At 34.4% G+C, this 23,764-nt stretch carries 32 protein-coding genes and 1 pseudogene; 25 read left to right on the plus strand and 8 right to left on the minus strand.

Annotation, left to right across the window (positions count from 1 at the left end; all coding sequences use genetic code 11):
- Positions 1–5: 5 nt before the first annotated feature.
- Positions 6–467: a DinB family protein gene (locus ACSG5Z_RS02735; RefSeq protein ID WP_098856744.1), complete on the minus strand. Its 462-nt coding sequence runs from the start codon at positions 465–467 to the stop codon at positions 6–8.
- A 171-nt stretch (positions 468–638) separates the two neighbouring features.
- Here ACSG5Z_RS02735 and alr point away from each other — a divergent pair, with 171 nt between their 5' ends.
- Positions 639–1,814 carry an alanine racemase gene (gene alr, locus ACSG5Z_RS02740; RefSeq protein WP_033662679.1) on the plus strand — a complete coding sequence of 392 codons (1,176 nt, stop codon included), beginning with the start codon at positions 639–641 and terminating at the stop codon, positions 1,812–1,814.
- A gap of 20 nt (positions 1,815–1,834) precedes the next feature.
- On the opposite strand, the gene ACSG5Z_RS02745 is transcribed toward alr, so the two are convergent.
- Genes ACSG5Z_RS02745 through ACSG5Z_RS02755 form a run of 3 tightly spaced genes read right to left on the minus strand, consistent with a single transcriptional unit; the run spans position 1,835 to position 4,330 of the window.
- A complete protein-coding gene (locus ACSG5Z_RS02745; RefSeq protein ID WP_435710613.1) occupies positions 1,835–2,548 on the minus strand; it encodes a class I SAM-dependent methyltransferase in 714 nt (237 codons plus the stop codon).
- Entirely contained in the window at positions 2,541–3,428 is an 888-nt protein-coding gene (locus ACSG5Z_RS02750) for a GNAT family N-acetyltransferase (RefSeq protein ID WP_098856746.1), read from the minus strand. The genes ACSG5Z_RS02745 and ACSG5Z_RS02750 overlap by 8 nt, the downstream gene beginning before the upstream one ends.
- Before the next feature lie 23 nt (positions 3,429–3,451).
- Positions 3,452–4,330, minus strand: a complete 879-nt coding sequence (locus ACSG5Z_RS02755) for a protein kinase family protein (protein ID WP_435710614.1) — start codon at positions 4,328–4,330, stop codon at positions 3,452–3,454.
- A gap of 385 nt (positions 4,331–4,715) precedes the next feature.
- Between ACSG5Z_RS02755 and ACSG5Z_RS02760 the strand changes: the two genes are divergently transcribed.
- Both ACSG5Z_RS02760 and ACSG5Z_RS02765 read left to right on the plus strand, forming a co-directional pair.
- A complete protein-coding gene (locus ACSG5Z_RS02760) occupies positions 4,716–5,924 on the plus strand; it encodes a macrolide family glycosyltransferase (RefSeq protein WP_435710615.1) in 1,209 nt (402 codons plus the stop codon).
- Positions 5,925–6,093: 169 nt separating this feature from the next.
- Complete coding sequence (locus ACSG5Z_RS02765) at positions 6,094–6,939, plus strand: YitT family protein (RefSeq protein WP_000831975.1); 846 nt, start codon at positions 6,094–6,096, stop codon at positions 6,937–6,939.
- Between the two features lie 46 nt (positions 6,940–6,985).
- Here ACSG5Z_RS02765 and pdxR read toward each other — a convergent pair whose 3' ends face one another.
- A complete protein-coding gene (pdxR, locus tag ACSG5Z_RS02770) occupies positions 6,986–8,386 on the minus strand; it encodes a MocR-like pyridoxine biosynthesis transcription factor PdxR (protein WP_435710616.1) in 1,401 nt (466 codons plus the stop codon).
- Between the two features lie 130 nt (positions 8,387–8,516).
- Between pdxR and ACSG5Z_RS02775 the strand changes: the two genes are divergently transcribed.
- Positions 8,517–8,939 carry a GNAT family N-acetyltransferase gene (locus ACSG5Z_RS02775; RefSeq protein WP_087982720.1) on the plus strand — a complete coding sequence of 141 codons (423 nt, stop codon included), beginning with the start codon at positions 8,517–8,519 and terminating at the stop codon, positions 8,937–8,939.
- 120 nt (positions 8,940–9,059) lie between these two features.
- Positions 9,060–10,187 (plus strand): metallophosphoesterase, encoded by a 1,128-nt coding sequence (locus ACSG5Z_RS02780; protein ID WP_435710617.1) that lies wholly within the window; start codon positions 9,060–9,062, stop codon positions 10,185–10,187.
- Positions 10,188–10,218: 31 nt separating this feature from the next.
- On the opposite strand, the gene ACSG5Z_RS02785 is transcribed toward ACSG5Z_RS02780, so the two are convergent.
- Positions 10,219–10,845 (minus strand): DUF1648 domain-containing protein, encoded by a 627-nt coding sequence (locus tag ACSG5Z_RS02785; protein ID WP_088063418.1) that lies wholly within the window; start codon positions 10,843–10,845, stop codon positions 10,219–10,221.
- Between the two features lie 136 nt (positions 10,846–10,981).
- Here ACSG5Z_RS02785 and ACSG5Z_RS02790 point away from each other — a divergent pair, with 136 nt between their 5' ends.
- From ACSG5Z_RS02790 to ACSG5Z_RS02840, 11 genes are all read left to right on the plus strand, one after another.
- Complete coding sequence (locus tag ACSG5Z_RS02790; RefSeq protein WP_435710618.1) at positions 10,982–11,548, plus strand: GNAT family N-acetyltransferase; 567 nt, start codon at positions 10,982–10,984, stop codon at positions 11,546–11,548.
- Between the two features lie 6 nt (positions 11,549–11,554).
- A complete protein-coding gene (locus ACSG5Z_RS02795) occupies positions 11,555–12,115 on the plus strand; it encodes a 2'-5' RNA ligase family protein (RefSeq protein WP_435710619.1) in 561 nt (186 codons plus the stop codon).
- The gene (locus ACSG5Z_RS02800) at positions 12,112–12,597 is read left to right on the plus strand and encodes a GNAT family N-acetyltransferase (RefSeq protein ID WP_087982712.1); all 486 of its coding nucleotides are present in this window, start codon (positions 12,112–12,114) and stop codon (positions 12,595–12,597) included. The genes ACSG5Z_RS02795 and ACSG5Z_RS02800 overlap by 4 nt, the downstream gene beginning before the upstream one ends.
- A 12-nt stretch (positions 12,598–12,609) precedes the next feature.
- Positions 12,610–12,987 (plus strand): cupin, encoded by a 378-nt coding sequence (locus tag ACSG5Z_RS02805; protein WP_435710620.1) that lies wholly within the window; start codon positions 12,610–12,612, stop codon positions 12,985–12,987.
- A 13-nt stretch (positions 12,988–13,000) separates the two neighbouring features.
- Positions 13,001–13,195 carry a hypothetical protein gene (locus ACSG5Z_RS02810; protein ID WP_087982708.1) on the plus strand — a complete coding sequence of 65 codons (195 nt, stop codon included), beginning with the start codon at positions 13,001–13,003 and terminating at the stop codon, positions 13,193–13,195.
- Entirely contained in the window at positions 13,196–13,375 is a 180-nt protein-coding gene (locus ACSG5Z_RS02815; protein WP_087982706.1) for a hypothetical protein, read from the plus strand.
- A gap of 102 nt (positions 13,376–13,477) precedes the next feature.
- Positions 13,478–13,663 carry a hypothetical protein gene (locus tag ACSG5Z_RS02820; protein WP_098088324.1) on the plus strand — a complete coding sequence of 62 codons (186 nt, stop codon included), beginning with the start codon at positions 13,478–13,480 and terminating at the stop codon, positions 13,661–13,663.
- Entirely contained in the window at positions 13,664–14,524 is an 861-nt protein-coding gene (locus ACSG5Z_RS02825) for a WXG100 family type VII secretion target (RefSeq protein ID WP_435711248.1), read from the plus strand. It abuts the gene before it with no gap.
- A gap of 6 nt (positions 14,525–14,530) precedes the next feature.
- Positions 14,531–14,734, plus strand: coding sequence for a hypothetical protein (locus ACSG5Z_RS02830; RefSeq protein ID WP_000476182.1), 204 nt, complete (start codon positions 14,531–14,533; stop codon positions 14,732–14,734).
- A gap of 2 nt (positions 14,735–14,736) precedes the next feature.
- A complete protein-coding gene (locus ACSG5Z_RS02835; RefSeq protein WP_087982697.1) occupies positions 14,737–14,985 on the plus strand; it encodes a DUF4176 domain-containing protein in 249 nt (82 codons plus the stop codon).
- Between the two features lie 49 nt (positions 14,986–15,034).
- Positions 15,035–15,223, plus strand: coding sequence for a hypothetical protein (locus ACSG5Z_RS02840; protein ID WP_087982695.1), 189 nt, complete (start codon positions 15,035–15,037; stop codon positions 15,221–15,223).
- Positions 15,224–15,648: 425 nt separating this feature from the next.
- On the opposite strand, the pseudogene ACSG5Z_RS02845 reads toward ACSG5Z_RS02840, so the two are convergent.
- A pseudogene (locus ACSG5Z_RS02845) lies at positions 15,649–16,248 on the minus strand (GNAT family N-acetyltransferase); the annotation flags it as partial.
- Between the two features lie 131 nt (positions 16,249–16,379).
- Here ACSG5Z_RS02845 and ytfJ point away from each other — a divergent pair.
- The 4 genes from ytfJ (at position 16,380) to ACSG5Z_RS02865 (ending at position 18,396) form a co-directional block, all read left to right on the plus strand.
- Positions 16,380–16,805, plus strand: coding sequence for a GerW family sporulation protein (gene ytfJ / locus ACSG5Z_RS02850; RefSeq protein ID WP_000349987.1), 426 nt, complete (start codon positions 16,380–16,382; stop codon positions 16,803–16,805).
- Between the two features lie 160 nt (positions 16,806–16,965).
- Positions 16,966–17,742 carry an oxalate:formate antiporter gene (locus ACSG5Z_RS02855; RefSeq protein WP_000014094.1) on the plus strand — a complete coding sequence of 259 codons (777 nt, stop codon included), beginning with the start codon at positions 16,966–16,968 and terminating at the stop codon, positions 17,740–17,742.
- Between the two features lie 51 nt (positions 17,743–17,793).
- Positions 17,794–18,114: a hypothetical protein gene (locus ACSG5Z_RS02860; RefSeq protein WP_048540982.1), complete on the plus strand. Its 321-nt coding sequence runs from the start codon at positions 17,794–17,796 to the stop codon at positions 18,112–18,114.
- 69 nt (positions 18,115–18,183) lie between these two features.
- A complete protein-coding gene (locus ACSG5Z_RS02865) occupies positions 18,184–18,396 on the plus strand; it encodes a hypothetical protein (RefSeq protein ID WP_435710621.1) in 213 nt (70 codons plus the stop codon).
- Between the two features lie 30 nt (positions 18,397–18,426).
- Here the strand turns inward: ACSG5Z_RS02865 and ACSG5Z_RS02870 are convergent, their stop codons facing one another.
- A complete protein-coding gene (locus tag ACSG5Z_RS02870) occupies positions 18,427–18,765 on the minus strand; it encodes a hypothetical protein (protein WP_060488565.1) in 339 nt (112 codons plus the stop codon).
- A 204-nt stretch (positions 18,766–18,969) separates the two neighbouring features.
- On the opposite strand from ACSG5Z_RS02870, the gene ACSG5Z_RS02875 reads away from it, so the two are divergent.
- From ACSG5Z_RS02875 to ACSG5Z_RS02895, 5 genes are all read left to right on the plus strand, one after another.
- Complete coding sequence (locus ACSG5Z_RS02875; RefSeq protein ID WP_435710622.1) at positions 18,970–19,650, plus strand: class I SAM-dependent methyltransferase; 681 nt, start codon at positions 18,970–18,972, stop codon at positions 19,648–19,650.
- A gap of 94 nt (positions 19,651–19,744) precedes the next feature.
- Positions 19,745–21,433: a formate--tetrahydrofolate ligase gene (locus tag ACSG5Z_RS02880; protein WP_327988286.1), complete on the plus strand. Its 1,689-nt coding sequence runs from the start codon at positions 19,745–19,747 to the stop codon at positions 21,431–21,433.
- 90 nt (positions 21,434–21,523) lie between these two features.
- Positions 21,524–22,051, plus strand: a complete 528-nt coding sequence (locus tag ACSG5Z_RS02885) for a hypothetical protein (protein WP_141499182.1) — start codon at positions 21,524–21,526, stop codon at positions 22,049–22,051.
- A 19-nt stretch (positions 22,052–22,070) separates the two neighbouring features.
- Positions 22,071–23,240, plus strand: a complete 1,170-nt coding sequence (locus ACSG5Z_RS02890; RefSeq protein WP_087982687.1) for a DEAD/DEAH box helicase — start codon at positions 22,071–22,073, stop codon at positions 23,238–23,240.
- Positions 23,241–23,363: 123 nt separating this feature from the next.
- The gene (locus ACSG5Z_RS02895) at positions 23,364–23,747 is read left to right on the plus strand and encodes a VOC family protein (protein WP_097907113.1); all 384 of its coding nucleotides are present in this window, start codon (positions 23,364–23,366) and stop codon (positions 23,745–23,747) included.
- The last annotated feature ends 17 nt before the right edge of the window (positions 23,748–23,764 follow it).

The following is a 23,764-nucleotide window of genomic DNA, read 5'->3' on the forward strand; positions in this document are numbered from 1 at the left end:
TACCTTTATTGGAATAAAGGTATGTTAGGATCTTTAATGTGCTCGCACAATAAAATATGAATTTGCCCACGATGATGATAAAAGTGGGCAACAATTTCAAGTAACCATTCAAAGCGGGAATAAGAAATACCCCAATAAGCAGTCTTAATTTCCGCTAATTCTTCATTGGAATAGGATAAAAAAGTTTTAGAAAGTAAATCGTAGCCCTGTAGCATCGTTTTTTGCATTTGCGTAATTGTTTTGGGCGTTTGTTCTTTATAGAAAGTGTGTAGTTGTTTTTCTGTAATACCATTTAAAATGAGTAAATCTGCATGGCAAATAAGAGAAAGATGTGCCCACATTTCAAATAATGACCGCTTTGAGTGAATGGGGTGTATTTTTAATTCGTCTTCTTTATATTGCATAAGCATTTGAATAGAAGTATCAACAGCAACTTTAAGTTGATGTAAGGCAGATTGAACAACCATTGTAATTCTCCTCTTCTCCGTATATAATAGTTTCTTGAGGGTATTATACCATACTAAAAATTCTGAAAATTCTAGTAGTTTGACTAGCATATTGAAAAGTATTATATTGTAAAAGGTCATATGAAACGTGAAATAGAATGGAATGCAATTATTGAGTTAGGAGTTAGACCAATGAGTTTGAAATATGGAAGAGATACAATTATTGAAGTTGACTTAAATGCAGTAAAACATAATGTAAAAGAATTTAAAAAGCGTGTGAATGATGAAAATATTGCAATGATGGCTGCTGTAAAAGCAAATGGGTATGGTCACGGGGCGGTTGAAGTTGCGAAAGCTGCTATTGAAGTAGGAATAGATCAGCTTGCAGTTGCATTTGTAGATGAAGCGATAGAGTTAAGAGAAGCAGGAATTAACGTGCCGATTTTAATTTTAGGTTATACATCAGTAGCAGCTGCGGAAGAGGCAATTCAATATGACGTTATGATGACTGTTTATAGAAGTGAAGATTTACAAGGTATAAATGAAATCGCAAACCGTCTTCAAAAGAAAGCGCAAATTCAAGTGAAAATTGATACAGGAATGAGTCGTATCGGTTTACAAGAAGAAGAGGTTAAACCATTTTTAGAAGAATTAAACCGTATGGAGTATGTAGAGGTAGTAGGAATGTTTACACATTACTCTACGGCAGATGAAATTGATAAATCATATACGAATATGCAAACAAGTTTATTTGAGAAAGCTGTCAATGCAGCAAAAGAATTAGGAATTCATATTCCATATATTCATAGTTCAAATAGTGCAGGTTCAATGGAGCTTAGCAATACATTTCAAAATATGGTTCGTGTAGGTATTGGAATATATGGAATGTATCCTTCAAAAGAGGTAGATCATGCAGTCGTTTCTTTACAGCCTGCGTTGTCATTAAAATCAAAAGTAGCTCATATTAAACATGCGAAGAAGAATCGCGGTGTAAGTTATGGGAATACGTATGTAACGACTGGTGAAGAATGGATTGCAACTGTACCGATTGGCTATGCTGATGGATATAATCGTCAGTTATCTAATAAAGGGCATGCATTAATAAATGGAGTTCGAGTACCTGTTATTGGCCGTGTTTGTATGGATCAACTTATGTTAGACGTTTCAAAAGCAATGCCAGTACAAGTTGGGGATGAAGTAGTATTCTACGGTAAACAAGGTGAAGAAGAAATTGCGGTAGAAGAAGTAGCGGATATGTTAGGTACAATTAACTATGAAGTTACTTGTATGTTAGACAGAAGAATCCCGCGAGTGTATAAAGAAAATAATGAAACGGCTGCTGTCGTAAATATACTAAGAAAAAACTGAATCGATATGATTCAGTTTTTTTATTTTTGACAAATGAAAAATGCTCTATTCGTACCGTGTAGTTGAATATTCTTAAAACCTACGGATTCCAAAGAAGAAATTATTTCTTCTTTATAATAACAAGCTTCTTCAAAAGAAAAGTCACTTCTTGTCCAAGAATTATCTATGTCATGCTGAAATAGTATAAAGTTCATTTCTGCTTTTTTATTTTCTATATCATATGTAGAATCAATTGTACATACATATTCTTCCGCTGAAATATGAAATGAAGCAATCCAATTTTCAAGAAAACCTTTCTCCATATTCATATCAAATACGAATGTACCTTCGCTATGTAATACGGAGTAAACATTATGAAAAACATTTTTTAATTCATCTAATTTTAAAATATGGTTTAAGCTATCGCCAGTAGAGATAACATAGTGAAATTGCTCATTTATATTGAAATAACGAGCATCATCGACGATAAAGGTTGCGTCTGGCGCGTTTTGACGTGCGTATTCAATCATTTGAGCAGAACCATCTATACCAGTTACTAAAAAAGTATTATCAATTAATTTCTTAGTAAGGTGACCAGTCCCGCAGCAAAGATCTAAAATATGAGAATGTGGTGGTGCATACTGTAAAACGAGTTTTTCCAAAAGTAGATAGGAGTGTTCAGCATAATGCCCCCAATGTTTATTATAAAGGGATGCGAAAATATCATAATCAGAATAAATTAGTTTTTTACACATATGTATTCACCTCAAGATTCATTACATTATAATAGTCATGCTTCTTTTTCATTTCAAAACCACATTGTGTATATAGTTTTAAAGCGTGGTTATTTTTCGTTTCGACGTCTAATTCAATTGTTGAAATTCCTTTTGTAATAAGGGTATGTACCATATAACTAAGAATATCTTTTCCGTATCCTTTACCTTGATAAGAAGGATGAACGGCGAATCCTGATAGTGTAGTAGATTGATCTTGCTCAGAAACTGTAATCGTTCCTATCACTTTTTCGTCGATAAGAGCACAGTAAACTTGATGGGAAGGGGAATTCATCATTTTTTGTAACCATGTAGCGGTATTTTTTGCTGAATCTCCAAAAGCTTTACTAGAAATTTCAATAAGATCAAGAAGTGATTCTGAAGAGGCAAGAGGGAACTGTATAGTATTCTTTGGTGTTTTTTGTACTTCTTTTGCTTTGAACTCCATACTATATTCACTATATAAATAAGGTAACTTCATATGTTTTGCAAATTCTTTCCCAGAAGCAGAATCCCCATTCATAATAATAAGAGCTTCATCTGCCGCTCTTATTCGTATTTCTTTCATTGCGGTTTGTAAAAGAGTAGTGCCTATATGTTGTTTCCTATAGTTCGGATGAACAAACCCTATTAACTCCAGTTTTGTCGGTCTTTCAAAATCATACATACTTAATGCACCGATTAATTGAGTATTATCATAAAATAGGAAATCATATACCTCTTCATTATTGCGAGCAGTTAAAAAGTTTATATGTAAATCTGATGAGTAATCAATTTGATCGTGTTGCCCACAAATATGAGCTAAATCTTTCATTTGCTGAATTTCGTTTGCTATTAAAGATTTCTTTTGTTCAATATTCATTTCATAACCCCTCTCATTCGTATTTAAAAATAGGATGGATGACTAAGCCACTTTTTTAACTCCACACTGCCCTGAACAGATAATAACCGGTACAAATATCGATAGGGAGGTCTACATTCTGCAAGATGAGGAAGGGGCATAATGGTTTCGTAACCTTGTTTAAAAGCATGTGCCTCTTTTTCTGTAAACACATATTCTAAGCCGATAAAATCAAACTCCCGGGGAGCAACGGCATAGGCTTCTGTATCTACTAATCCCGTAATAGTTGTACCATCTGATAAAAACTGAGTAGGGTCCATATCAATTAAAACGAGCGTTGATTCCTTTGGTGCTGGTAAGGAAGAAAGTTGTGATTCAAAAGTAGGAAATGCATTTTGTATGCTTTCATTATCGGAATAAAACATATTCACAAGCTCTTTATTCACATTTAAAATGTGTGATTGGAATTCATCTAGTGTAATTTGGAAGGAACCTGACACATTTCCTATGTAATCGGCTTTAAATGTATGTATTTCTGCAAGCCCTTTTCCTAGACTGAATAAAATAGAATCTGGTTGCCCGATAAAAGATTGAACTGTGTTACCTACTAACTTTTCGGCTACAACGAATTCACGGCCATTTAAAATATGTTTTTCTAATATTGTTGGGATAGGAAGATTAGTATGTTCTTGCAGCAATGTATGTACAGCTTTTAAATGATGTACGTTCCTTGGATCAATTCCAAATAGGTTTTTACATCCCCACCAATAATCATTATTTGGCTCTTCATTCATTTTAGAAGAACGAACGATGACTTCTGCATCTTCTGTTCGGACGAGAAACACATCGCTTGCATGGTCTTCATAACCTGGGTGTAAAGCTTGAATAGATAAAATAGGTGAAGTGAATAGTTGTTGTAGCATGAAGTCGCCTCTTTTTCTGTAAATTCTATAAATTCATTATATAACAGAATATGTTCCAAGTGGATAATGATGAGGACAACTTAGAACTTAAATAAATTTATAGTGAGAAATCAGTGTGAAAATTATATTTTTCTACTTTTGTATGAATTATCAAAATAATGTTTCTGATGATAAATCTGTAAAAATGCCTGAATTTAAATCTCTTATTTTCAGTAAATGAAGAGTTAAGCGCTCTTTTATAAGAATTATAATGTTGGTTATGAAAAATATTTCTCAATAATAAAATGAAGAGAAAAATATAAAGAACTAGAATAGATTCCTTTATAATAGTTTTAAATTAATTAATATAATTAATTATTAATAATGTTAGATAGGAGAGAATATGATGGCAAATGTACTTGTAATAAATTTTCCAGGAGAAGGTCATATAAATCCGACTTTAGCTATTGTAAGTGAGTTAATTCGGCGAGGGGAGACAGTTGTTTCGTATTGTATTGAAGATTATAGAAAGAAGATTGAAGCAACAGGTGCAGAATTCCGAGTGTTTGAGAATTTCCTCTCTCAAATTAATATTATGGAACGAGTAAATGAAGGTGGGAGTCCTTTGACGATGCTATCTCATATGATTGAAGCATCAGAGTGTATTGTGACTCAAATTGTAGAAGAAACAAAAGGGGAAAAGTACGATTACTTGCTATACGATAATCATTTTCCCGTAGGACGTATTATAGCCAATGTTTTAAAATTACCTAGCGTTTCTTCTTGTACAACATTTGCTTTTAATCAGTACATTAATTTTAATGATGAACAAGAATCAAGACAAGTAGATGAAACGAATCCGTTATATCAATCTTGTTTAGCGGGAATGGAAAAATGGAATAGGCAGTATGGAATGAAATGTAATAGTATGTATGATATTATGAATCATCCTGGTGATATTACTATTGTATATACTTCAAAAGAATACCAGCCGCGTTCAGATGTATTCGATGAATCGTATAAGTTTGTCGGCCCATCAATTGCTACTCGAAAAGAAGTAGACAGCTTTTCTATGGAAGATTTAAAAGATGAAAAACTGATTTTCATTTCTATGGGAACAGTTTTTAATGAACAACCTGAACTATATGAAAAATGTTTTGAAGCGTTTAAAGATGTAGAAGCGACAGTCGTATTAGTTGTTGGTAAGAAGATAAATATAAATCAATTTGAAAACATTCCGAATAACTTTAAGTTGTATAATTACGTACCGCAATTAGAAATATTACAGCATGCTGATGTATTCGTGACACACGGTGGTATGAATAGTTCGAGTGAAGCACTATATTACGGTGTCCCGTTAGTTGTAATTCCGGTAACAGGAGATCAGCCTTTAGTTGCGCAACGAGTGAGTGAAGTAGGAGCTGGAATAAGGATTAATCGTAAAGAATTAAGTTCTGAATTGTTACGTGAGACTGTAGAAAAAGTAATGGATGATGTGAAGTTTAAAGAAAATAGTCGTAAAGTTGGTGAGTCCCTTAGAAATGCTGGTGGCTATAATAGGGCAGTTGATGAAATATTAAAAATGAAAATGAATTCATACTTAAAACTTAAATAAATGTTTGGAGCACACTTACTGTAATACGTAAGTGTGTTTCTGTAAATAAATTACATAAAAAATCACTGTAAAGGTGAAACTTTTGTGTATATAAACTCATATCTTTGAATTAGTAGTAAAATTACGTTAAAATAATACTAAGAAAATATATAAGTTTTGGGGGTAATGAATGAAAAGAGTATTTGAATACGTATTATTAACAATTGGATCGATTATTGTAGCGGGTTCATTAGAGCTTATTTTAGCACCTAATGGCTTAGTAGATGGTGGGGTAACGGCCATTGCTATTATGGCAAATAAAGTTGCTGGATTACCGCTTTACGGAGTGTTTTTAGGACTTAATATTCCTATCCTGTTATTTACTGCAAAAGTAATGGGGAAGAAGTTCTTCATCCGTACATCTTATGCAAATGTAGTTACAACACTCGGATTAATCTATTTAAAACCATTTCCGGCGATTACAACTTCTGAATTATTAATTGTACTTTATGGTGGCGTACTGTTTGGAATAGGCGTTGGGATTGTTGTTAAAATGGGTGGCGCAATAGATGGATCAGAAATGTTAGCGGTTTGGATGAACAAACACTTTAAAGTACCGATTAGTACATTTTTACTTGCTGTAAATGCAGTTATTTTCACATTTGTAGCGATTTTATTTTCAATCGAACAAGCGATGTTCTCATTAGCAATTTTCTATATTGTTACGAAGATGATTGATTTCATATTAGATGGTATTAACCAAGGAAAGAGCGTCATGATTATTTCTGGTAAAAATAAAGAAATAGGCGATCTGCTTATGAAAGAATTGCAATTATCCGTTACGTATCTACATGGAGAAGGTGGTTTTTTAGGAGAACATAAGAGAATCATTTATTGTATTACAAACCGTTTCATTTATCCAAAAATGAAAGATCTCGTTCTCTCTGTAGATCCAACTGCTATCATTGAAGCTTCCTATTCAACAGAAACAACTGGTGTCAAACGTCCGGGAAGGGCAGCGAGATCAGAAAAATAGTGAATGAAAATAGCTCCACGCAAGTATAACTTGCGTGGAGCTATTCTTATTTAAGGAACCAGGCTTTCTTCAGTAATTGAACTACAGTTTCGATACAATCCTCTGGAATACTGCCAAAACCGAGCAATACATACGATTCATCCATTACATTATGAACAGAATCGTATGTGGAGAGAGGGTATAACTTAATACGTTCTTTTGCGGCTGCATGAATAAGTTCTTGTTCATTCATCCCGTTATGAACGTGAAGTACAATATGAAGTCCGGATTGTTCACCGAGTATATGAACGTTATTTCCCATCTCGTTTGTAATAGATTTAATTAAAGAAATATGTTTTCTTTTATATAACGTCCGACTTCGGTTAATATGACGTTCCCAATCACCATTTTGAATAAAGGTGGCAAAGGTAAGTTGCTGCAGCGTAGAAACAGTTTGTTTAAACATACCACCAAGCTCTTCATAGGCTCTTAACAGATGAGGTGGTAAAACAATATATCCCATTCGTAAAGAAGGTAAAAAAGATTTCGAGAAAGTTCCCATATAAATAACACGTTCATTTGCATCTAGTCCTTGTAAAGAAGGAATAGGTTTTCCTATATAACGGAATTCCCCGTCGTAATCATCTTCAATAATATAGCCCTTACAATCATTCGCCCATTTTAATAACTCGAGTCTTCTAGATAATGGCATAATGATTCCAAGTGGAAATTGGTGAGATGGAGTGACATAAGCTACATTGCAACCCGATTCACGTAAAGCGGAAATATGAATTCCTTTATCATCTAAAGGGATGGGGTGAACGGTAAGACCAGAACTTTGAATCATAGCAGGAATACGGTGAAATCCAGGGTTTTCGATTCCGAATTCCTTTTTTGAACCAAGTAGTTGAAGTAGTAGCCAAAGAAGAGGCTGCGTACCTGCTCCAATAATAATTTGGTCAGGTGAAGAATGTACCCCGCGAGCATGATATAAATACTTTGAAATATGTTCTCGTAGAACGAGCTCACCTTGTGGATCTTCCTTAGCAAATAATTCATTTTCATACTGAAATAAAGTTTCGTGTAATGCTCTTTTCCAGTTTGTTATCGGAAAAGCTTTTTGATCAATAAGCCCTTGACTACAATCATAATCATATTGTTCGTTTTCTTTATTATTTGCACTGTTTGACGCAATTTGCTGTTTCTTCTGAATGACATCCATATCAACTTCTGCAACAAAAATCCCACGTTTCGGTTTGCTTTCTACATACCCTTCAGCTAGTAATTGTTGATAAGCGGATTCCACTGTAATACGGCTCACATTAAGTTGCATAGCTAAATTTCTGTGAGAAGGAAGGCGTGTACCGGCACGTAGTGATCCATGAGAGATTTCTCGTTTCATATATTCATAAATTTGTAAGTAAAGGGGTGTTTTACTTTGTAATACTAATGGGATAGTCAGATCCATTCGTAGACGCTCCTTTTCATACTGGCCTTATAAAAAAGAATAAAACTGTCACTTAAGCTAAGGACAGTGGCTTTCTATAATGATGATATAACATTTAGAAAATTTTATAAATAGTAAGGGGAGAATCATAATGAATATTAGAGAAGTAGTAACAGAAGCGGATTTACATGATGTATTTCCCGTATTACAGCAATTGCGAACTAAACTTTCAAGAGAAGAAGCAAGTTCTTTGTTTCAAAAAATGAAAGAAGAGAATTATAAACTATTTTCGCTACGTAATGAAGAGGATGAAGCAGTTAGTCTAGCTGGTGTAGCGATTTGTACGAATTTTTATAATGAGAAACATGTTTTCGTATATGATCTTGTAACAGCAGAAGCACATCGTTCAAAAGGGTATGGGAATGTATTACTCTCCTATATAGAGAACTGGGGAAAGGAAAACGAATGTGAGTCCATCGTTCTTACATCAGCGTTTCCTAGATTAGACGCTCACCGCTTTTATGAAAGAGAAGGTTATGATAAGGTAAGTTTTTCTTTTTATAAAGAATTATAAAGAAGGATAGGTTCTATATGACATAATATATAGAACCTATTTCATTTAGAAAGGTTTATAATTTATGTTGTTGAATTGTTTTTTTGTAAATAATACAGAGAATGATTGGAGCGCTTACACTTGGAAAAAATAAAGAAACTATCAATCCCTAATGATGTTAGAGTAATCGTAATATCTGATATTCATGGAGAATTACTTCTTTTAAAAGAATTACTACAGAAAGTTAACTTTAAAGATGAAGATTATTTAATTATTAATGGTGATCTTTGTGAGAAAGGAAGAGACAGCATCGGCGTCGTAAACTACGTTATGAATCTTGTAAAGAACAATTCAAATGTTCACGTTGTTGAAGGGAATTGTGAAGTTTTAGTTGATGCGCTTTTAAATGAAAATCCTGGTCTTATCAATTATTTATGTACGAGAAAGCATTCGATTTTTAATGAATGGTTAGAGTGTGTGCATTTCTCTATTCATGAAGGTACGCCTATTCAAAAAGTAAGGGAAGTATTAATGAGCCATTTTTCAAAAGAAATAAAGTGGCTGACAGAATTGCCAACAGCGCTTGAAACAGAAGATTATATCTTTGTACATGCTGGCCTTGAAGATAGAGAAGATTGGAAAGAGACAGAACGAAAAAATGCGATAGCAATGCCGGAGTTTTTCAATAAATCACATAGAGCACATAAATATGTAGTTGTCGGTCATTGGCCTGTTGTAAACTATTCAGACAAAGCACCGTCTAATAATCCAGTTATTGATAAGGAGAAAAAGATTATTGCGATGGATGGGGGAAATGCGATTAAAGAGGCAGGGCAATTAAACGCATTTATCATTCAAAGGAAACCAGCAGGTGATATGTTTTCTTATACATATGTAGACTATTTTCTAGAGTTTGAAGTGATAGCAGATTTTAATGCGAATTCAGAAATGCAGGGCGGGGTAACATATCCATATTATTACATAGAGCCGATGGAGAAGGTGCAAGAATACACAATATGCAAGCAAAAGGAAACGAATACATTACTTTATGTGAAAAATGAATATATTAGGCAGCTTGAGTCAGGTGATTACACAGTGAAAACCGATATTTCTTGTGCACAAATATGTGTAAGGAAAGGGGACATTGTTTCTCTCATTGATGGAAGCTGTTCAGGATATGATTTAGTGAAAAGAGATGGAATAGAAGGCTGGATAGAGAAAGGGATTTTAGTTGAGATAGAAAAAATGAAAAAGAAAACGTTTAGCTGAAATAGGAGGTATAGAACCTCCTATTTTTTTATTACCTTTTTAAATGAGTAGATTGCTTGCTGTCTTTCATAAGTAAGTAAATCGTACTCGGTAAAATGGCAAGCGTCATTCCTAAAATAATTGCGATTATAGCATAACCTCTATACGGAACAGGAACGATAAATGGAAGCCCGGCTAGGAAAATACCTGCTATTATCATTGAAATACTACAAATATTTGAAGCTCTTTTTTCAAGATGTTTATCATTCCATTCCAATGAAACCGTTGATTTACTCGTATCGATTTTGGAACTGAAATAGCCTATTAATATAAATAAAAGCCCTAATGCTAAAAATATTAAATGATCAAGAGGAAGAGTGAAGCCAAGAGCGATGAGAGCAATGACAATATCGACAAAAAATAAAAATAGTAAAATTGTGTTGCCAATCCAAAGGAGAAATTTCTGGTTACTCGCTGCTTTAGATAAAGCTAAAAATAAAAAGAATAAGAAGGTACATATAATTATATTTACGATAACAAAAGTGCTTTTATCCATTGTTGATGTAGGCGTTCCATTGAAGTCCCATTTCGTAACAATACGTAATGGTAAGAAGAAATAGAGAATAATATTTGTTGTAATAATAGTGAGAAATAAAGTAATACTAAATCGATTATTCATTGAATCACCAGCTTTCCACATGAATAATTGGTATCTTATAACAAAATTATACAATATAATAAACGATATTTGTTTTGATTTTTCTGAAAAAACATTATAATTATATATGAAATAAAGAGGAGTGTAGGAGGAAATTATGCAAAACGTAAGAGTAAAAGGGGATAAAGTTACAATTCGTGCAATTGAAGAATCAGATATAAAAACATTATGGGATCTCGTATTTAAAGAAGAAAATCCAGAATGGAAAAAATGGGATGCACCGTATTTTCCGTTTTCAATGCAAGAATACTCGTCTTATAAAGAGAAGATGAAAACTCGTTTAAAAGAGGAACCTCTATCCAATTTAATTATAGAAAGTAACGGTCAAATTATAGGGACAATCGGGTTTTATTGGGAATATAAACCGACGCGTTGGTTAGAGATAGGGCTTGTTATTTATAATCCAAATTACTGGAATGGTGGTTATGGTACAGAGGCGTTAACGTTATATCGAGATTTACTATTTGAAAAGATGGAGGTTGGCAGAGTAGGAATCACGACTTGGTCTGGCAATGAACGAATGATGAAAGTAGCGGAGAAAATAGGAATGAGCTTAGAAGGTAGGATGCGAAAATGTCGTTATTATAACGGGACGTACTATGATTCTATTCGAATGGGAATGATTCGTGAAGAATGGGAAGCGTTATATGTAACGAAGGGGTGAGAAAGTATGTACGCTATTATTGCTACATTTGATCGTGTGTTTACTAATAAAATTATAGAATTACAAAATGAAATAACAAATATCATTGGCACAAATCAATTAGCCGGAGTAGAACCTCATATTACATTAGCTGATTACAATGAGGTAGATGTTAACTTATATACTAAGAAATTAGAGGAGTTTGTAGCTGTTCAAGAAAATATGGCTGCAATAAATTTTCCTTCTGTTGGAGTTTTTCCTACTAATGGAACGATCTTTTTAGCACCGACCATTACAGATGAATTGTTAAAACTTCATCATTCTTATCATGATAATTTTAAAACTTTTCATGATAATTTAAATTCATATTATGTACCAGGAAAATGGGTTCCGCATTGCACGATTGCAAATAAGTTACATGCAAATCAGTTTTTAAGTGTAATGGAATATATATATGAAAAATTTGATTATGCAACAGCTTCAATTGAGAAATTAAAATTAATTAAAGTGATTTATGAAAATGGTTCTGCCATTTCTTCTAGTATATTAGCAGAATATAAGTTAAAGAGAATGGAGACAACGAGATGACATATGTAATTAGAGAAATGAAGCAAGAAGATATTCACGCTGTACAATCCGTAGCGAAAATAGCTTGGCATGATACATACGAAAGCATTATTCCGAGAGAGATTCAAGACAGATTTTTAGACGAGGCCTATTCTGATGAAAAAATGAAATATCGTCTTGAAAATACACATTTATTCGTTGCGGAAGAAGAGGGAGAAGTAATTGGCTTTGCGAATTTTTCACCTGTTAGATTGCAAAACGAAGCAGAATTAGGAGCGATTTATTTGTTACCAGATCAGCAAGGGAAAGGGGTAGGAAGTGCTTTATTACAAAAAGGGTTAACGGAATTAAAAGGAATTCGGAAACTATACATTCATGTAGAAGCAGCGAATGAAAAAGGAAAACGTTTTTATGAAGCGAAAGGTTTTGCACAATTAGAGGAATTTGAAGAAGATTTTGAAGGACATATGATGCAGACAGTAAGGATGGTTTTATACGTATAGGGAGGATTAGTAATGAAAATTTTTGATTTTAGTGAAAAAGTGGGAAAGAAAATCTCAACATTTCAATCTAATTTCATAATGTCAAAAATATTAAACCATAAAGGAAATGTACATATTGGTGCTATGCATTTACGAGAGAATGGAATAATTGGATATCATGAAGCAGTTGTATCACAGCTGCTTCTTATTGTGGATGGAGAAGGATATGTATGCGGAGCAGATAAAGAAAATGTGAAGGTGGAAGCGGGACAGGCTGTGTTTTGGGAGAAGGGCGAATTTCATGAAACGAGTACGGAAAAGGGATTGATGGCAATTGTGATTGAGTCGGAGGAACTAGAGAAAGGAGTATTAATAAAAGAAGTGGGAAAATTTGATGATAAAGGTGTATAAGGAGGGGATTACTATGCGCAAAGTTACACAAATAGTAATCTGTGCAGCAGCAGTACTATTTATCACACTAGCTATGATAAATGGAGAAACGTGGAAAGATAAAATTGTTGTTTCGCTAGCTGTTCTTATATTTACTGGATTTTCTCTAGTATGGAACACATTTGTTATAAATCTTATGGAGAAATTCAATAGAAAAAGGAGTAAATAAATGCGACCTTTCAAGCGAATGAGAACTATATATTTAATAACAGTACCTATTATTGCATTACTCTCATTATTTTTTCCACAGTCAGTAGGAGATCGTATACTTACTTTCTTTTTTGTACTTGTTTTTGGCGGATTAGCAATTGGATTTACATATTTGATGAACTTTATTGGAAAAAAATGATAGAAGAGAATGACAATGAAGCTTTTTCAAGTGGAAACAGTAGTAAAGCCCAAAGGTGTAGATTTGTAAAATTCGAGAAGATGGGTAAGGAGTAGTTAGGTGATGAAGATTCCAAAAATTGTAATGGTTATAGGAGTTGTAATTGCAATCATTGTTGGATTAATGGGTCCATATTCAATTAAGGAAAAGGTAATATATACATTTAGTATGGTTTTTTTGGGGGCAACGGGGTTAGGTGGAATTACTTTATTGGATTATATCATTAAAAAGCAAAGAAGAAAGTTATAAATAAAAATTTTACCAATCGGAAAAGTAGCTGGGACTATTAGATCAACTATCACGAATGCAACTGCAACACAGGAGCGACTAAAACGAGATATTGATATGATTTCTAGTAATTGGTTGGGCTCAACCTATATGAAATTTAATACGGATTTCCGTGATTCATCATTTAAAATGGCTCAATTTATAACCATATTAGAGCCGCTTGAGAAGTTTCTACTTGATTCTGCTAATAAATTCGAACAGTTAGATAATATGGATGTTGCCATTGCGATGGCTTCTGGTATTCTTAATAAAAATAATGATAAAGTCGAATATCTTACAGGTAAGGCAGAAGGTGCTGAAGGAGATCGACTTGGAGGGAAATTAGAAGGTACAGTAGTAAATGGTGAGTTTGAATTAAGTAAGGATAGTAAAATAAATACAAAGTTCGGTACTGGTTCTGCAGAGCTAAATATTCCGTATAGTAAAGAAACACTCCGCGAAGATGCTTCTAGTGGTAACTTGATTGGTGGAAAAGTGGAGGCACGCGCTCAAGAAACATCTTATGTAAGAACGGATATTCCTTATATGGAAGATATAACTGTAACTCAAAAAATGCACGATTTTAGTAGTATTGTAGGTTATGATGAGTATACAGCGAAGGTAGGTGCGGAATATAGTTCGCGCAAGTATGAATTGCTTTTAGAGAAAATTGATGTTCCGGATATTATTCCGTATTTCAGTGATCACGATATAACAATCCGCTTAGAATTGGGAGTAGGGACTTATGGGTATAAGCTTCACATGGGTCAAGAGAAAGGTTTTTATGCATCATACGAAGGTTTTGGAGGAGGTTTTTTCTTGAAACCTGAAAAAAAGGAGTAATCACACATGTTTAAACAAGGACGTATTTTGATGTATATTTTTACCGCGGTTTTATTTTTTTCTTCATTCTTTTTTCCGCAACCAATGGAAAAAAGGTTTTTAACAGCTATTGCAGCATTGATTATTGGTGGAATAGGTATTGGAATTTCCTATCTATTAGAAATTTTGAGTAACAAGTCGAAGAATATATCTAAAAAGAACGGAGAATGACGATGGAGCTTTTCCCGATTGGTTCAGTTGTAAAGCTAAAAGATCTAAAACAACCTGTTATGATTATTGGAAGAATGGTCATTTCAGCAGATAAACGTGATTTTGATTATGTAGGGGTTCTTTATCCGGTTGGTTATTTAGGTGATGAAAAAGTGTTATGCTTTAATCATGATAAGATTGTAGAGGAAATACATAGAGGATATTTGAATGAGAGTGAATTAGTTTTACGTGAGAGGTTAGTGGAATTGTAAAAAATCGGAAAATGCGTATAGATTTTAAAAACACGATAGGGGAAACAAAATGGGAAAGATAATGAGAACTCTTGTAATCATAGGTATATTTATCCCTCCGGTACTACTGTGGAGTGCACCTGATATTCCTCTAAATGATAAACTGCTGTTTACAGGTTTACAACTAACTGTAGGATTCACCACAGTAGTAGTGTTAGAGGTTATATTTAGAAATCGAAAAAAGAAGAGGGCAAAATAGATATAAATTGTATAGAATGGCAGATAAGAATATTGGTGATTAATCTTCTCAATAAAAGAAACTAACAGAAGCAGGGAGAAATCCTTGCTTTATTTTTTGTATAGAATTACTAAGTAGAGCATCATTAAATTAGGATATCTGAGGGGGGATTACTGTAGGTGAAAATGGGGATCTGTGCTAAATAAACAGTAGTCCCAAGAGTTATCTCACTGGTTTCAAAGAGTGTACAAACTATAATTTCAATTACTGTAAGGGTAAAACTGAGGAGGCAAACAAAAGAGCCGACTCAGGGAGCCAGCTCGGGGTGTTACTTATTTGAACCTACGAGGAGTACCACTTGTGAGAATATTGATTCCGTCATAGATAACCATTCAGTTTAACCTTGTGAGGTTTGTCCTACCTCGGGTGAATTAACTCGCCTGTCCTACCATAGCGGATAATGAATTTTCAGCAGATGTAGAGGCAGATGCAATAATAGCGCCGTCTTTTTCAATGTAGTATGTACGTCCTGTGTTTGTTTCGAGAGCTTGTCTTAATATTTTCTCTGATTCATTAGCAGTCGGAAATTCAACGATGTTACTTCGTAATTGCATACTTCGCTCTACATCATCTAGTGTGGCAAGTTTAATTGTTTCTTGGGCAGGCGTACTAGGTAAGTTGTCAGCATCTAGACATTCACAAAAATACATTTCATTTTTAGTACCTAGTTGTATACTTGAAACGGTTTCAAATCGTTCAACAATATTTGACTTGCCAGAGAGTTTAAGCGGCTTATAGGCGGAAATAAGTGCCTCATAATCAATGGTAACAAATTCTTCTTTACTATAGGGTATAAATGCATCATAGAAGCGGAGTAAAATCGATTTTAATGTTCCATTCTCTTTAAATACGCCCCATAATTCTTGAAAGTCTGTTTCATAACCGAAAGCTTCTAAATCCCCAATAATAAACAAGTTAAGGGCTGCTTCTTCTTTTAGATAATCGAATACTTGTTCATGATCTTTCTTTGTTAACTTTCGAATCATAACGAATCAACCTCTTTTTTATTTTTCTAAATATTACAACTTAAGTTTTTTGCAATCAATATAAAATTTTATGTTTAGTTCACAAACTTTCGGAAAAACTAGGAAAGATATGACAAAGGAGGTTATGAACGGTGGATCATCCAATTCAAGGATTAATGAAAGCGGCAATGGAAAATTTAAAAGAAATGGTCGATGTAAATACGATTGTTGGAGAGCCTGTTCAAACGGCTGACGGTGGTGTGGTGTTAACGGTTTCTAAAGTAGCGTTCGGTTTTGGAGCAGGAGGTTCTGATTTCCAAACGAATGATGGCCAAAGAGCGAACGGTAACCCTGCATTTGGTGGCGGTAGCGCGGGTGGTGTTTCTATTACACCAGTAGCATTTCTTGTAGTGAATAAAGATGGAGTAAATATTCTGCATCTACAAAATGCGACACATTTAGCAGAAAAAATGATTGAATTAGCTCCACAAACAATTGATAAAATTCAATCGATGTTCCAAAAAGATGAAAAGAAAGAGGGAAATCATCATCCTCAAAACCCAGATGAAATCCTTTAAAAACACCTGCTCACGAGCAGGTGTTTTTTCTTGTAATCACTATGTAATAAAACACATGAAATTGTAAATAGTTTTTGAATTTTTTTCTATGTTTCTAAAATTTTTCATGTTAAAATATGCTATAGAATTGAAACATATAAAACGAAGGTGGCTAGGTGCTTTGTCTGGAGGATCTGACCAAGTAAAAAATATGATATATATTAATGGTAATCGTCGGGGTCATTGTTTTATTACATCAGGAATTACGTTTAAAGAGTTTGCAAGTAACATCCCTTCACCGCTTCATCAAGTGTTGCTTTTGAAGCATAACTTTGAATGGACAGATTTTCATTATCATACTTTATTTGAATATGTTGAGGAAGAAAATATACATAAGCTAATTCAAGCAGAGATTGATGAATTTGATGAATTTTGTTGGGTAGATTTTGATGATGCAAGCGATTTAGATGAATTAGAGCCAAAAGAAATTGCAGAGCTTTTATATTTGGCTCACAAAAAAGAACCACTTGCAAGAACATTCTTTCCGCTATTGAAAAATAGATTTGTTTATTTTTCACATGATGACGGATGGTACAACAAAGTGTATTATCGTAGAATTGCTGACTTTGTAGGGATGTTAAGTAAAGTCATTCCTTATAAACTCGGTGCTTTTGGTAAGAAACGTTTTTCTTTGTTCCAAAAATCAAAAATTTTCCCAGCAATTTCGAAAGAAGTGATCATGGGGCTTCTTCCATTAATGGAGGATGGTCTTTATATTGATCTAGCAGGGAAAATTGAGTCAAGAAGAGGTCTTGAAATTCCGGTATATGTAGTTGGTTCGTATGAAAGTACGGATGAGGTGCTAGATAATATCGATGAATTGAAAGAAGAAGCAACAGAGACAGGCTGGCTTATTTTTGATAAGAAAGAACAAGAATGGCAATGGGTTGTGGACTAAGAAAACTTGGCGCATGAAGTCAAGTTTTCTTGTCATTTGAAAGGAGTACAAATGAAGAAATATTATACAATTGTGGGTATTGTAAGTATTATTCTCGTAGCGATTTTACTTATTACTTGTCCGAAAGAATCGGATTTTAAAGTATATGTAGAGGATAAGTATGCATTGAAATGTGATGAGAGTAGTTTTGAATGCACACAAAATGTAGATGGTAAAAAAGAAAAATTACAATTTGAAAGTACAGATGCACGAAATGGCGTATTCTTTATGACTGCAAAGCAAACATTTAAAACAGAAGCTGGTGTTACGAAAGAATATAGCGGAGTAGGAATGTTTGGTACATTTCTTTTTGTTTCAGAGAAGACTTTCTAGTAATAGAAGGTCTTTTTCTTATGCTTATGTTCATATAGATGAAGTAAGACAAGCATAGGAGGGATAGTAATGAAGAATACATGTATCGTTTGCGGTGGTGAGGAGTTTTTTTCCTCAACTTTGTATGCACGTACGAAACAAAATTGGGCATATGCGCCAAACAGGTACCGTTTTGAAAAGGTGTTTATTGAACATAGGGATGAAGAAAATTATCCAGTGTTTCAAGAAATTACAGCGAAACATTGCTGTGGATGCGGTCATATTATGTTGTATCACGAATGAACACACCAAGTATAACTTGGTGTGTTTTTTTTAAAACGCTGACAAAGAAAGCGGATAGAGTAAAGTAAATAAAACAGAAAAACTACCAAAACCAATTGCTGTATATCCAAGTGTTCTTGCTCCGAAATTGACAGCTAATAAGCCGACTAAAATCGCAAGAGAGCCGAGTGTAACTGGATAAAATGCAATTGAGAAAAGCGAAAGAAATAAAGCGACATAGCCTACCATTGCACCGGTGTTTGTACCTTCTATTTCATTTGCAATTTCTTTACGCTTATGTCTAATTGGTATGCCAGCTGGTGATATTTCAGCTGCATACTCTTCGTGTTTTTCACCACTTTTAAAATGATGATTTCTCTTTCTTCGCATGTACATCCCTCTCTTTCAATTGGGTGTACCTATAGTATCTTACACAAAGAGAAGAACATGAGTATGAGTTAAACCCAAGTAAAGCAAAAATTGGAGAATAAAGATTCCGTTATTAGCTTGTACATCTCCTAATGAAGATAAACAGGAATTTTGGAAAATGATGTAGAATGAAATGAATGATAAAACGTGAAGGCAGGGGAATGTATGACGAAATTTAATTGGCATGAATCAGCAGAGAAAAAATGGGATAGTAGTGCAGAATTTTGGAATCAAAATAGTCAAGAGATGTGGGACAGCGGGAGTAGGAGTACAATTATTCCGTTTTTTGAACAGTATGTGAAGAAAGAAGCTCAGGTGCTCGATGTTGGTTGTGGGGATGGATATGGTACATATAAATTAAGTCGCGCGGGCTATAAAGCAGTTGGAGTAGATTTATCAGAAGTGATGATTCAAAAAGGGAAGGAGCGTGGAGAAGGACCGAATTTATCTTTTATAAAAGGGGATCTTTCTTCCTTACCATTTGAAAATGAGCAATTTGAATCAATTATGGCAATAAATTCTTTAGAATGGACCGAGGAGCCATTACGAGCATTAAATGAGATAAAGCGCGTTTTAAAAAGAGATGGGTATGCATGTATTGCAATTTTAGGACCGACAGCAAAGCCTCGAGAGAACAGTTATCCTCGTTTATATGGCAAAGACGTTGTTTGTAATACGATGATGCCTTGGGAGTTTGAACAGTTAGCGAAAGAACATGGTTTTGAAGTTGTAGATGGCATCGGTGTATATAAGCGCGGAGTAAATGAAAAGATGCTAGGTCAACTACCTATCGAGTTACAACAATCGTTAACATTCTTATGGGTATTTATGTTAAAAAACGCATAAAGAAATGAAAGAATTTTTAGGGGGTAAATAAGTGCAGAAAATACAAAAAACTGATACAATATCATCAGAACCAATTAAAGGGGGACTAGGGTATATGACAACTACTACAACAGTTAAATCCGATATTGAAATCGCGCAAGAAGCGAGTATGAAGAAGATTCAAGAAATTGCAGCTGAATTAAATATCTTAGAAGATGAATTAGAGCCATACGGGCATTATAAAGGTAAGTTATCTCTTGATATTTTTAAGCGCTTACAGGATGAGAAAGACGGTAAAGTTGTTTTAGTAACAGCGATTAACCCAACTCCAGCTGGAGAAGGTAAATCAACAGTAACAGTTGGTTTAGGTCAAGCTTTTAATAAAATTGGTAAGAAAACAGTAATTGCACTTCGCGAACCATCTCTTGGACCAACGATGGGACTAAAAGGCGGGGCAGCAGGTGGCGGTTTTTCACAGGTTGTACCTATGGAAGACATTAACCTTCACTTTACTGGAGATATTCATGCGATCACAACTGCTAATAACGCGTTAGCGGCGTTTATTGATAATCATATCCAACAAGGAAACACACTTGGAATTGATACGCGTAAAATCGTTTGGAAACGCTGTGTTGACTTAAATGATCGTGCCCTACGTAACGTAGTAATTGGTCTTGGTGGACCAGTTCAAGGTGTACCACGTGAAGACGGTTTTGATATTACAGTAGCATCTGAAATTATGGCCGTATTCTGCCTTGCAACAGATATTCAAGATTTAAAAGCTCGTCTATCTCGCATCGTAGTTGCTTATAACTTTGCAAATCAACCTGTAACGGTTAAAGATTTAGGTGTAGAAGGTGCGTTAACATTATTATTAAAAGACGCATTAAAACCAAACTTAGTGCAAACGTTAGAAAATACACCAGCTATCATTCACGGTGGACCATTTGCAAATATCGCTCACGGTTGTAACAGTGTTATCGCTACAACAATGGCCGCAAAATTAGGTGATTATGTTATTACAGAAGCTGGATTTGGTGCTGATTTAGGTGCAGAGAAGTTTTTAGATATTAAAGCTCGTGCAGCTGGCATTAAACCAGAAGCAGTTGTTATTGTTGCGACTATTCGTGCGCTTAAAATGCATGGCGGCGTAGCAAAAGATCAATTAAAAGAAGAAAATGTAGATGCATTAGCAAAAGGTATGGAAAACTTACAGAAGCATGTTGAAACAATTCAAAGCTTCGGTGTGCCTTTCGTAATTGCAATTAATAAATTTATTACAGATACAGATGCAGAAGTTGCATACTTACAAGATTGGTGCAATGAGCGTGGCTATGCAGTATCCTTAACGGAAGTTTGGGAGAAGGGTGGCCAAGGCGGAGTTGACCTTGCTGAAAAAGTATTAAAAGAAATTGAAAAAGGTGAGAACAACTACGCACCACTTTATGAATTAGAATTACCATTAGAAGAAAAAATCCGTACAATTGCTCAAAAAGTGTATGGTGCAAAAGATATTGAATTTGCTCCGAAAGCACGTAAGCAATTAGCTCAATATGAAGGAGAAGGTTGGAGTAACCTACCAATTTGTATGGCGAAAACACAATATTCTCTTTCTGACGATGCAACAAAATTAGGTCGTCCATCTGACTTTATCGTTACAATTCGTGAGCTAAAACCATCTATCGGTGCAGGGTTTATCGTTGCATTAACAGGAACAATGTTAACAATGCCAGGCCTACCAAAACAGCCAGCAGCACTACAAATGGATGTAAATGAAGATGGAAAAGCAGTAGGTTTATTCTAAAAGGTTGTAATTCATCTCGTTTATCTGTAAACTATATATACATCAAGTGGCGCCTTTCCATCGAAAGGCGCCTGTTTTTTGGAGGAAATTATGTTTGATCCAACTGCTTTTGATAATTTAAAAGTAATCGTAGAAGGTGCTGTTTATGATTTTGATTTACATGGAGATATTCTTGTAACAGATCGAAAAGATATGATGGACCTTGCCTCATTAAGTCGTATATACCATATTTCATTTCAATTAACAGAACCGTTCGAACCGGTAGTAAAAGCAACATTTTCACTATCTGTAGATGCAAAGAACTTGTCTGGTGAAATATTGGAAGTACCACAATTTACACCAGGTTGTGAAATGAAGTTAGCATTTTCATTCCCGATAGAAAAGCCAGAGGTAGTGTGTGAAGAAATTGAAAATTTCATGCATTCTATATGGGGAAAAGAAAGAATGATTACGCAGAAAATTTCATACGAATATAATAAGCAAGCGATTTCATATCATAATAAGGTAGAGGTTATATTTCAAAAAGCGATTACAGAAGACCATGTTGATGATTTAATAGCTGTTATTTCACACATGATAGAAACGGTGCGAACAATACAACATTTTCTTCAAAAATAGAGATAAAGGAGAAAAACAAATGATAAAAGATATGCAACCATTTTTACAACAAGCTTGGGAGAAGGCTGGTTTTAAAGAATTAACTGAAATTCAAAAACAAGCGATTCCAACTATTTTAGAAGGACAAGACGTTATAGCTGAATCTCCAACTGGAACAGGAAAAACATTAGCGTACTTATTACCCCTTTTACATAAAATTAATCCTGAAGTAAAACAACCACAAGTTGTTGTTTTAGCGCCAACACGTGAGCTTGTAATGCAAATTCACGAAGAGGTTCAAAAGTTTACAGCAGGGACTGAAATTTCAGGGGCATCTTTAATTGGTGGTGCAGATATTAAGCGCCAAGTTGAAAAATTAAAGAAACACCCGAGAGTAATTGTCGGTTCACCAGGACGTATTTTAGAATTAATTCGAATGAAAAAGCTAAAGATGCATGAAGTAAAAACGATTGTATTTGATGAGTTTGATCAAATTGTAAAACAAAAGATGATGGGTGCAGTACAAGATGTAATTAAATCTACAATGCGAGATCGTCAATTAGTATTCTTCTCGGCGACAATTACAAAAGCGGCAGAAGATGCTGCACGTGATTTAGCAGTTGAACCACAATTAGTACGTATAACACGTGCAGAGTCAAAAAGCTTAGTTGAGCATACGTATATCATTTGTGAGCGACGCGAAAAAAATGATTACGTAAGAAGAATTATGCATATGGGCGATGTAAAAGCAGTTGCTTTCTTAAATGACCCATTCCGTTTAGATGAAATTACTCAGAAATTGCAATTCCGTAAAATGAAAGCAGCAGCTCTTCATGCAGAGGCAAGTAAGCAAGAGCGTGAAGCAACGATGCGTGCTTTCCGCGGTGGGAGATTAGAAATTCTACTTGCTACTGATATTGCAGCACGCGGTATTGATATCGATGATTTAACACATGTAATCCACTTGGAGTTACCAGACACAGTAGACCAATATATTCACCGCTCAGGACGTACAGGACGTATGGGTAAAGAAGGAACAGTCGTTTCTCTTGTAACACAACAAGAAGAGCGTAAATTACTTCAATTTGCAAAAAAACTAGGCATCGTATTTACGAAGCAAGAAATGTTCAACGGATCATTTGTAGAAACGAAACCGAAAGCACCAAAGAAAAAGAAACCAGCATTTACTGGGAAGAAAAAGCCTAGATAAATAAAGAGCAAGACGTAACTATTTGTAGTTACGTCTTTTTTGTTTGTAATTGAATGAAAGAGGAATAATAATAGTACCTGTAGAAACCTACATAGAATATAAAAACCATTAGGGGGAAATGAAATGATCCATAAAGTTGGACAAATTATGCTGTATGTAAATAATCAAGATGAGGCAGTACATTTTTGGACGGAAAAGGTAGGGTTTCATGTAGTTGCAGAGGAAGATAATAAGCAAGGAATGAGATGGATTGAGATTGCTCCGACTAGCGGTGCAGAAACGAGCATTATATTACATAATAAAGAAGTGATTTCTAAGATGAGCCCAGAATTAAATCTTGGTACACCATCTTTAATGTTCTTCTCAGAAAATCTTGATCAATTATATACAGATTTAAAAAATAAAAATGTTACTGTTGGTGAAATGGTAACAATGCCTTCTGGTAAAGTATTTAACTTTGCTGATAGTGAAGAGAATTATTTTGCGGTTATGGAAAAGAACAAATAATAATATTGCTATGTGAA

The sequence above is a fragment of the Bacillus pretiosus genome, assembly GCF_051294775.1.
GTDB classification, from domain to species: domain Bacteria; phylum Bacillota; class Bacilli; order Bacillales; family Bacillaceae_G; genus Bacillus_A; species Bacillus_A wiedmannii.

Coding starts and splice junctions, on each gene's coding strand:
- ACSG5Z_RS02735 (WP_098856744.1), bottom strand. CDS start 467: ATGGTTGTTCAATCTGCCTTACATCAACTTAAAGTTGCTGTTGATACT.
- alr (WP_033662679.1), top strand. CDS start 639: ATGAGTTTGAAATATGGAAGAGATACAATTATTGAAGTTGACTTAAAT.
- ACSG5Z_RS02745 (WP_435710613.1), bottom strand. CDS start 2,548: ATGTGTAAAAAACTAATTTATTCTGATTATGATATTTTCGCATCCCTT.
- ACSG5Z_RS02750 (WP_098856746.1), bottom strand. CDS start 3,428: ATGAATATTGAACAAAAGAAATCTTTAATAGCAAACGAAATTCAGCAA.
- ACSG5Z_RS02755 (WP_435710614.1), bottom strand. CDS start 4,330: ATGCTACAACAACTATTCACTTCACCTATTTTATCTATTCAAGCTTTA.
- ACSG5Z_RS02760 (WP_435710615.1), top strand. CDS start 4,716: ATGGCAAATGTACTTGTAATAAATTTTCCAGGAGAAGGTCATATAAAT.
- ACSG5Z_RS02765 (WP_000831975.1), top strand. CDS start 6,094: ATGAAAAGAGTATTTGAATACGTATTATTAACAATTGGATCGATTATT.
- pdxR (WP_435710616.1), bottom strand. CDS start 8,386: ATGGATCTGACTATCCCATTAGTATTACAAAGTAAAACACCCCTTTAC.
- ACSG5Z_RS02775 (WP_087982720.1), top strand. CDS start 8,517: ATGAATATTAGAGAAGTAGTAACAGAAGCGGATTTACATGATGTATTT.
- ACSG5Z_RS02785 (WP_088063418.1), bottom strand. CDS start 10,845: ATGAATAATCGATTTAGTATTACTTTATTTCTCACTATTATTACAACA.
- ACSG5Z_RS02790 (WP_435710618.1), top strand. CDS start 10,982: ATGCAAAACGTAAGAGTAAAAGGGGATAAAGTTACAATTCGTGCAATT.
- ACSG5Z_RS02795 (WP_435710619.1), top strand. CDS start 11,555: ATGTACGCTATTATTGCTACATTTGATCGTGTGTTTACTAATAAAATT.
- ACSG5Z_RS02800 (WP_087982712.1), top strand. CDS start 12,112: ATGACATATGTAATTAGAGAAATGAAGCAAGAAGATATTCACGCTGTA.
- ACSG5Z_RS02805 (WP_435710620.1), top strand. CDS start 12,610: ATGAAAATTTTTGATTTTAGTGAAAAAGTGGGAAAGAAAATCTCAACA.
- ACSG5Z_RS02810 (WP_087982708.1), top strand. CDS start 13,001: ATGCGCAAAGTTACACAAATAGTAATCTGTGCAGCAGCAGTACTATTT.
- ACSG5Z_RS02815 (WP_087982706.1), top strand. CDS start 13,196: ATGCGACCTTTCAAGCGAATGAGAACTATATATTTAATAACAGTACCT.
- ACSG5Z_RS02820 (WP_098088324.1), top strand. CDS start 13,478: ATGAAGATTCCAAAAATTGTAATGGTTATAGGAGTTGTAATTGCAATC.
- ACSG5Z_RS02830 (WP_000476182.1), top strand. CDS start 14,531: ATGTTTAAACAAGGACGTATTTTGATGTATATTTTTACCGCGGTTTTA.
- ACSG5Z_RS02835 (WP_087982697.1), top strand. CDS start 14,737: ATGGAGCTTTTCCCGATTGGTTCAGTTGTAAAGCTAAAAGATCTAAAA.
- ACSG5Z_RS02840 (WP_087982695.1), top strand. CDS start 15,035: ATGGGAAAGATAATGAGAACTCTTGTAATCATAGGTATATTTATCCCT.
- ACSG5Z_RS02860 (WP_048540982.1), top strand. CDS start 17,794: ATGAAGAAATATTATACAATTGTGGGTATTGTAAGTATTATTCTCGTA.
- ACSG5Z_RS02865 (WP_435710621.1), top strand. CDS start 18,184: ATGAAGAATACATGTATCGTTTGCGGTGGTGAGGAGTTTTTTTCCTCA.
- ACSG5Z_RS02870 (WP_060488565.1), bottom strand. CDS start 18,765: ATGCGAAGAAAGAGAAATCATCATTTTAAAAGTGGTGAAAAACACGAA.
- ACSG5Z_RS02875 (WP_435710622.1), top strand. CDS start 18,970: ATGACGAAATTTAATTGGCATGAATCAGCAGAGAAAAAATGGGATAGT.
- ACSG5Z_RS02880 (WP_327988286.1), top strand. CDS start 19,745: ATGACAACTACTACAACAGTTAAATCCGATATTGAAATCGCGCAAGAA.
- ACSG5Z_RS02885 (WP_141499182.1), top strand. CDS start 21,524: ATGTTTGATCCAACTGCTTTTGATAATTTAAAAGTAATCGTAGAAGGT.
- ACSG5Z_RS02890 (WP_087982687.1), top strand. CDS start 22,071: ATGATAAAAGATATGCAACCATTTTTACAACAAGCTTGGGAGAAGGCT.
- ACSG5Z_RS02895 (WP_097907113.1), top strand. CDS start 23,364: ATGATCCATAAAGTTGGACAAATTATGCTGTATGTAAATAATCAAGAT.